Origin of the sequence: Sphaerisporangium rufum (assembly GCF_016863395.1) — a bacterium.
Lineage (GTDB): Bacteria > Actinomycetota > Actinomycetes > Streptosporangiales > Streptosporangiaceae > Sphaerisporangium > Sphaerisporangium rufum.
Genome location: NZ_BOOU01000110.1, coordinates 24,680 through 30,679, shown reverse-complemented (window position 1 = coordinate 30,679; position 6,000 = coordinate 24,680). Strand labels below are relative to the sequence as shown.

The window sequence follows — 6,000 nt, the reverse complement described above, 5'->3', positions numbered from 1 at the left end:
CACGTCGATCAGCGCGGCCCTGGCCTTCGGCTGCAGCGCCGCGGCCGCCTGCGCGATGCCGCCGCCCTGGCTGGCGCCCGCCACCGCGATCCGCTCGGCGTCCACCTCGGGGTGCCCGGCGGCCACCTCGACCGCGCGGACGGCGTCGGTGAAGACCCGCCGGTAGTAGTACTGCTCGGGGTCCAGGATGCCCCGGGTCATCATGCCGGGCGCGTGCGGCACGCTGCCACCGTGCGGGTCACCGGTGGCGCCCGGCAGCCCGATGTGCGCGGCGCCTTGGCCGCGGGTGTCCACGACCAGCGTCGCGAAACCGGCGGACGGCCAGGCCAGGTGGTCGATGGGCAGGCCCCGGCCACAGCTGTAGCCCAGGTAGTGCACCACGCAGGGCAGCGGGCCACCGGCGCCGGCCGGGAGCAGCAGCCACGCCTTGATCGGGTCGCCACCCCAGCCGGCGAAGGTGGTGTCGTAGACCCGGACGCCGCTCAGCGGGGCGTCGTAGGGGGTGAACTCCGCGGCCAGGTCGACGGTCGCCGCCTCGTCCAGCGTCTGCTTCCAGAAGGCGTCGAAGTCCGCCGGCTCATCGCGCTCTGGACGGTACTCCCGCAACTCAGCAAGGGGCAGGTCGAACAGGGCCATTACCTCTCCAGAGGGGTAAAGGGGACAGGGCGCGGCACGCTTCCGCATGCTATCCGGGCATTTTGCGGTGGTCGATGGGCCATTGACCGGATGGCGTACCTGACAGCAGATGTCAGCGACGGGCGGCAACATGGCGCCACACACCATCCCGATCAGGAGGAAGCGTGCCTCGCGCCACCGGCACCTTCGATATCGACACCTGGGACCCCAAGCCGCTCGACGAGCGGCCGGGTGCCACCATCAGCGAGGTGCACGTCACCAAGACCTTCCGCGGCGACCTGGTGGGCACCAGCACCACCGACATCCTGACCGCCGTCACCCCCGTCCCGGACGTCGCCGCCTATGTCGGGTTCGAGCGCTTCACCGGCACCGTGCACGGCCGCGAAGGCACCTTCGTCCTGCACCACACCGCGACGGCCACCGCCACCGACCAGTCGCTGAGCTGGACGATCATTCCGCACTCGGGTACCGGCGCGCTCCACGGCATCCAGGGCGGCGGCCAGATCGTCAACGACGACGGCGACCACTCCTTCCACCTCGACTACGAGCTGGACTGAAGCCCTCGGACCGGAGGCCGGCGGAAATCCGCCATGGATGTCGCGATGGGGGTCCGTATCGCAAGATTAGAGACAACCGCTTCCACGGTCGCCAGGGGACGGCCCCGATCCCTTGCTAGGCTGCATCCATCCGTTACGAATCCGACGCTCTCCCATCGCGGCTGGTGGGACCGTCGAGAAGTGGGGTCAAACGTGAAGAAGCTACTCGTACTCGCGCTCGTCGCCCTCGGTGGCCTGCTGGTCTGGCGCAAGGTGCAGGCCGACCGCGCCGAGCTGGACCTGTGGACCGAGGCGACCGGCAGCGAGAACTGACCACCTGGCATGCCGACCCGGGTGCACGACGGCCGCTCCGGCCCGGAGCGGGGGTGACCGGATGACCGGCGACCCACCCATCAGGCTGGCCTGCCTGGACCTGGCCGGCACCACGATCGGTGATACATCCATGGTGGAGCGGGCGTTCGCCGAGGCGATCGCCACGCAGGGCATCGTCCCGGGCACCGGTGCGTACGCGCGGGCCATGGTCCACGTGCACCGGTCCCGGGGCTGTCCCAAGATCGAGGTCTTCCGCGGCCTCTTCCCCGGCAACGAGGCCCAGGCCCAGGCGGCCAACCTCACCTTCGAGCGCTCCTACGAGGGCGCCATCGACCGGGCCGGCCTCAGCCCCGTCCCCGGCACCCTCGAAGCGCTGGACGCCCTGCGCGCCGCCGAGGTGAAGACCTGCATCATCAGCGGCTTCAGCCGGCGCACCCTGAGCCGGGTGCTCGCCACCATCGGCTGGACCGGCAAGGTCGACCTCGCCCTGTGCCCCGAGGACGCGGGCCGCGGCCGACCCTGGCCGGACATGGTGCTCACCGCCGTCCTGCGGCTCGGCATCGACGACGTCCGCCAGGTCGCGGTGGTCGGCGACTCCGAGAGCGACATGCTGTGCGGCAGCCGCGCCGGCGCCTCCATCGTGGCCGGCGTCCTCACCGGCGTGCACAGCCGTGAGCGCCTCCTCAAGGGCGGCGCCACCCGGATCATCGACTCCATCGCCGACTTCCCCGCCCTCGTGCTCGGCTCCACCCCCGCTTCGGCCCCAGTCACCACCACCTCCCGGTAGGCTGGTCCCCGACGACCGGGGCCTTAGCTCAGTTGGCAGAGCGCCTGCTTTGCAAGCAGGAAGTCAGGGGTTCGAATCCCCTAGGCTCCACCGCAAGAAAACCCAGGTCAGCCCACACGCGGCGACCTGGGTTTTCTGCCTTATCCACCGTCTCACTCGCCTCGTGCCCGTTGCGTGCCCGATGCCTTGGTGAGCTGCCTCCGCGCGAGCGAGTCGAGCTGCCGCGCCACCTCACGTTGCCGCTCGTGCGACCCGTGCTGATAGATCATTGCCGCACGCGTACTCGTGTGCCCCATCCGATCCATCAGCTCCCGGATCGACGCCCCGGCGTTCGCCGCGAGCGTGTTCCCCGTGTGCCGGAGGTCATGGAAATGGATCTTCGGAAGCCCGGCAGCGGCTAGAGCCCGACCCCAGAAGCGCCGGTTGAAGTTGCTGTTCCACAGTGGCCCGTCGTCCGGCCCCGCGAAGATCAGGCCGTCATCCCCGTCTTGCGCGAAGTACCGCACGTGCTCTTCCAGGTCCTTGACGATCAGCTCAGGGATCACGACCGTCCGCTTGCCGGCCGCTGACTTAGGTTCGGTGAACACCAGCCCCTTCCCCGTGACGCGAATCAGTTGCCGCTCCACCCGCACGGTCCCGACCGTCAGGTCGACATCCCGCCGGCGAAGCCCCGTCAGCTCACCCCACCGCAGACTGCCGAACGTCGCCAGGAGCACCAGCGCACGGAAACGCGGCTCGATAGCGTCCGCGAGCCGGTAGACCTGAGCCACCGTGAGCACCGGCCGTTCTGCCGAGTTCTCCTGACCGGCTCCTTTGATCCGGCAAGGGTTACGTTTGATGAGCTGATCATCCACAGCCGTGGTGAAGATGGCTTTTGAGCAGCCGGTACGCCTTGGCCGCCGTGACCTCACTCACGCCCTGGTCGAGCAGCTTCTTACGCCACCGCCGCACGTGCGGGTCCTTGACGTCGCTCAGTGACCTGTCCCCGAAAGTCGGCGCGATGTGCACGCGGAGGAGATAGCTGTACAACTCGACGGTGCGTGGCCGCAGTCTTGGCCACTCATCGATCCAGGTCCGGCCGTACTCGCCGAACGAGACCTTTCCCGCGTCGGGATCGATCCACTCGTCATCCAGGATCGCGGCCTCTTGCCTGGTCAGCCAGATCTCGGCGTCTTTCTTGGTCGTGAACGTATCCGGCGCGGGACGGTCGATTCCGTCCGGACCGGGATAACGAGCCTGCCACCGCCCCGAGGGCAATTTCCGGACCCGGCCGAACCGCCTCTTGGCCGTTACGCCGCGCTCCTACGCCTCCGGGACACTCCATGAGTGCAAAAACAGATCCTGAGCCACTCCCCCAGCGATGGGTGATCGTGATTGGGATTTCGGCCGCAGTAGGCATCACCGTTGGGATCGCTAGCGTGAGTTTGGGCGCTGGGGTCTGTGCGGGTTCAGCCTTTGCCCTTCTGCTTCACAACGTCATGTCCTGACGGGTGTGTTGCTCCCGTCCTCCTCGCTGTCGAGTGTCCCGGGCGAGCCCACCGAGTCAAGGGCGCCTACGGCGTCGCTACGCGATCAACTTCGTTGACCCTTGACACGGTGGTCCCGCCCTGGGGTTTGGCAGCTACGAGGAGGACGGGGGAGAACCAGGCGACGGGCGGGCTACTGCAACGCGTACTGCAATAGCCCCGCACAACCGCTCACGATCACGACCGCCCGGCACCCGGGTGCGGCGCTCAGGATTCGCCGGCGGCATTCCTTCGCGCGATGAAGACGGAGCCGATGGCCAAACCCAGGGCCAAACCTAAGGCCAAACCCAAGGCGGCACCGAGAGCGATGTTGTCAAAAAAAATCCCGACCGTGGTGCCGAAGACGGCGCCGAAGAGAGAGCCAAATGCGAGCCAGACCCCGAGATTTCCCGCAATCCCGAGACCTTCGGCGCCCGAGGGCATGTTGTTGCTCGTCATCGCATCTCTCCAGGACGTGGGCGGAAAGGCTGACAAACTGGCGGGCCCACCACGGCGGATGCGCAACCACCTTCCTCCACAACGTAACACCTGACATCAGAGTTCCCGCCGCCATCACATGATCTTTAGTTGTCTTCACAAACTCAAAATGATCTCGCGGTGGCCGTCGCCATGTGATCTCCAGGAGAGCGGCCAAAGAGGAGTCATTGGAATTCGCGAACAACGGAACACCGCCTCTGACCTGAATCTCAGCAGGGTCAGAGGATGGTACGGACGGATGACCGCTGGACTGAGATCCAGCCTCCTCGCGGGTCGATTCTCCTGGATGAGCCCACCGAGTCAAGGGCTCCTGCCGGCGTCGCTTCGCCATCAGCTTCGCTGACCTTTGACACGGCACGCTCGCACTAGAGATCGGCAGCTACGAGGAGGAAGGGGGAAGACCAGGGGCCTGGTGAACGGTCCGCTCCTCTCGTGCCCGTCGCGTGCCCGATTGGGCGGGAAACAAGGGGGAACACAGGGGAGTCACGGGGAACGCCATCAGCGCGCTGAGCTGTGTGTTCGCAGGGCGAGCAAAATCGGTAGCCGTCTTTGCAAGAAGGAAGTCAGGGGTTCGAATCCCGTAGGCTCCACCCCAGGTAGAAGGCCACTTCCCATGATCAGGCAGCCCTCTGAGCTACTTCCGGCGATCAGGCTTGGTGGCTCGCGTGCTCGGCCGGACGACGTAGAGCACCAGCACCGCGGTCAGGGCACTCACGGCCTGCTGGATCGACTCGGACATTTGGTGGGTAGGGATTGATCCTCAGTCCTCCGAGTCGTGATGTCCGGAACTCAGCTCCGCAGGTCGGGCATCCTGATTCGGAGGAGTGTCGATGCCTTTCCCCTAGCGCCCAAAGTGCGTCCTCGGGGTAGAGCACCTCGTGTTCTGCCCCGCAGCCGAAACAACGATGAAGACGGTTGCAGGCAAGCAGTACTCCTCGCAGATCTTCAACAGTCCACGCGTCGGCGTCGGTCGCAGCGCTGCGCGGTTCGATACCACACGGCCACACCGCGATACATCCCATGGTCGCCCCCAGCACATCGATGCGAAAGGCGGCCGGGCGATAGGAGTCCTCGCCGTCCAGCCACGCTGGAATGGGATCGACATACGGTGGCAGGGCATCACGGCCCTCATAGACCGTGATGTGCGTTCCGTGATCTAGGCGGATAGCCTGCACAGCCGGACACGTTACTACGCTGGGAGTCACGAGTGATCGTGTCAGGCCGGTGACGGTCCGTGGCTTCGTTACTCAGCCCCGGCCTACCGAACGATGTGGCTGCCGTACCCGTTGCGTGCCCGATGGGGTGGGGAAGCGGGGGGGAACGATGGGGAGTCACGGGGAATGCCACCCGCATGCTGAGCTGAGTCGTCCCTGGTGGAGCAAGATCGGCGTGCGCCTTTGCAAGCAGGAAGTCAGGGGTTCGAATCCCCTAGGCTTCACCCCAGGTAGAAGGCCACTTCCCAAGATCAGGAGGTGGCCTTTTCGATCTTGTACAGCAGCAAAGTACAGCACGGCCCGCAGCGAGCCGGTTGCCCCCAGCCTCGGGCCGCACTGAACTACTTCCGGCGATCAGGCTTGGTTGACCGCGGTGCTGGGCCGGACGACGTAGAGCGCCGGCACCGCGGTCAAGGCACTCACGGCCTGCTGGATCTCCACCCCCCTGGCGTCCCGCGACGGTAAGTACGACGATCAGAGAAGAACCCCGC

7 protein-coding genes, 1 tRNA gene and 1 pseudogene are annotated in these 6,000 nt (G+C 66.5%); 4 read left to right on the top strand and 5 right to left on the bottom strand.

What is annotated here, in order from left to right; translation table 11 throughout:
• Window positions 1–636 (bottom strand): acetylxylan esterase (locus Sru01_RS33740; RefSeq protein WP_203994530.1); only part of this gene is annotated, 636 nt, incomplete at its 3' end.
• Between the two features lie 164 nt (window positions 637–800).
• On the opposite strand from Sru01_RS33740, the gene Sru01_RS33735 reads away from it, so the two are divergent.
• The 4 genes from Sru01_RS33735 (at window position 801) to Sru01_RS33725 (ending at window position 2,382) form a co-directional block, all read left to right on the top strand.
• Window positions 801–1,193 (top strand): DUF3224 domain-containing protein, encoded by a 393-nt coding sequence (locus Sru01_RS33735; protein WP_203994525.1) that lies wholly within the window; start codon window positions 801–803, stop codon window positions 1,191–1,193.
• 192 nt (window positions 1,194–1,385) lie between these two features.
• A complete protein-coding gene (locus Sru01_RS36060) occupies window positions 1,386–1,505 on the top strand; it encodes a DLW-39 family protein (protein WP_211264163.1) in 120 nt (39 codons plus the stop codon).
• A 61-nt stretch (window positions 1,506–1,566) separates the two neighbouring features.
• Window positions 1,567–2,292 (top strand): HAD-IA family hydrolase, encoded by a 726-nt coding sequence (locus Sru01_RS33730; RefSeq protein ID WP_203994522.1) that lies wholly within the window; start codon window positions 1,567–1,569, stop codon window positions 2,290–2,292.
• A 17-nt stretch (window positions 2,293–2,309) separates the two neighbouring features.
• A tRNA-Ala gene (locus Sru01_RS33725) sits at window positions 2,310–2,382 on the top strand.
• A gap of 62 nt (window positions 2,383–2,444) precedes the next feature.
• Here the strand turns inward: Sru01_RS33725 and Sru01_RS33720 are convergent.
• From Sru01_RS33720 to Sru01_RS36710, 4 genes and pseudogenes are all read right to left on the bottom strand, one after another.
• The gene (locus Sru01_RS33720; protein WP_203994519.1) at window positions 2,445–3,146 is read right to left on the bottom strand and encodes a tyrosine-type recombinase/integrase; all 702 of its coding nucleotides are present in this window, start codon (window positions 3,144–3,146) and stop codon (window positions 2,445–2,447) included.
• Window positions 3,139–3,549 (bottom strand): N-terminal phage integrase SAM-like domain-containing protein, encoded by a 411-nt coding sequence (locus Sru01_RS33715; RefSeq protein ID WP_203994516.1) that lies wholly within the window; start codon window positions 3,547–3,549, stop codon window positions 3,139–3,141. The genes Sru01_RS33720 and Sru01_RS33715 overlap by 8 nt, the downstream gene beginning before the upstream one ends.
• A 476-nt stretch (window positions 3,550–4,025) precedes the next feature.
• The gene (locus tag Sru01_RS33710) at window positions 4,026–4,256 is read right to left on the bottom strand and encodes a hypothetical protein (RefSeq protein WP_239138023.1); all 231 of its coding nucleotides are present in this window, start codon (window positions 4,254–4,256) and stop codon (window positions 4,026–4,028) included.
• Between the two features lie 821 nt (window positions 4,257–5,077).
• A pseudogene (locus Sru01_RS36710) lies at window positions 5,078–5,317 on the bottom strand (hypothetical protein); the annotation flags it as partial.
• Between the last annotated feature and the right edge of the window lie 683 nt (window positions 5,318–6,000).

Coding starts and splice junctions, on each gene's coding strand:
- Sru01_RS33730 (WP_203994522.1), top strand. CDS start 1,567: ATGACCGGCGACCCACCCATCAGGCTGGCCTGCCTGGACCTGGCCGGC.
- Sru01_RS33710 (WP_239138023.1), bottom strand. CDS start 4,256: ATGACGAGCAACAACATGCCCTCGGGCGCCGAAGGTCTCGGGATTGCG.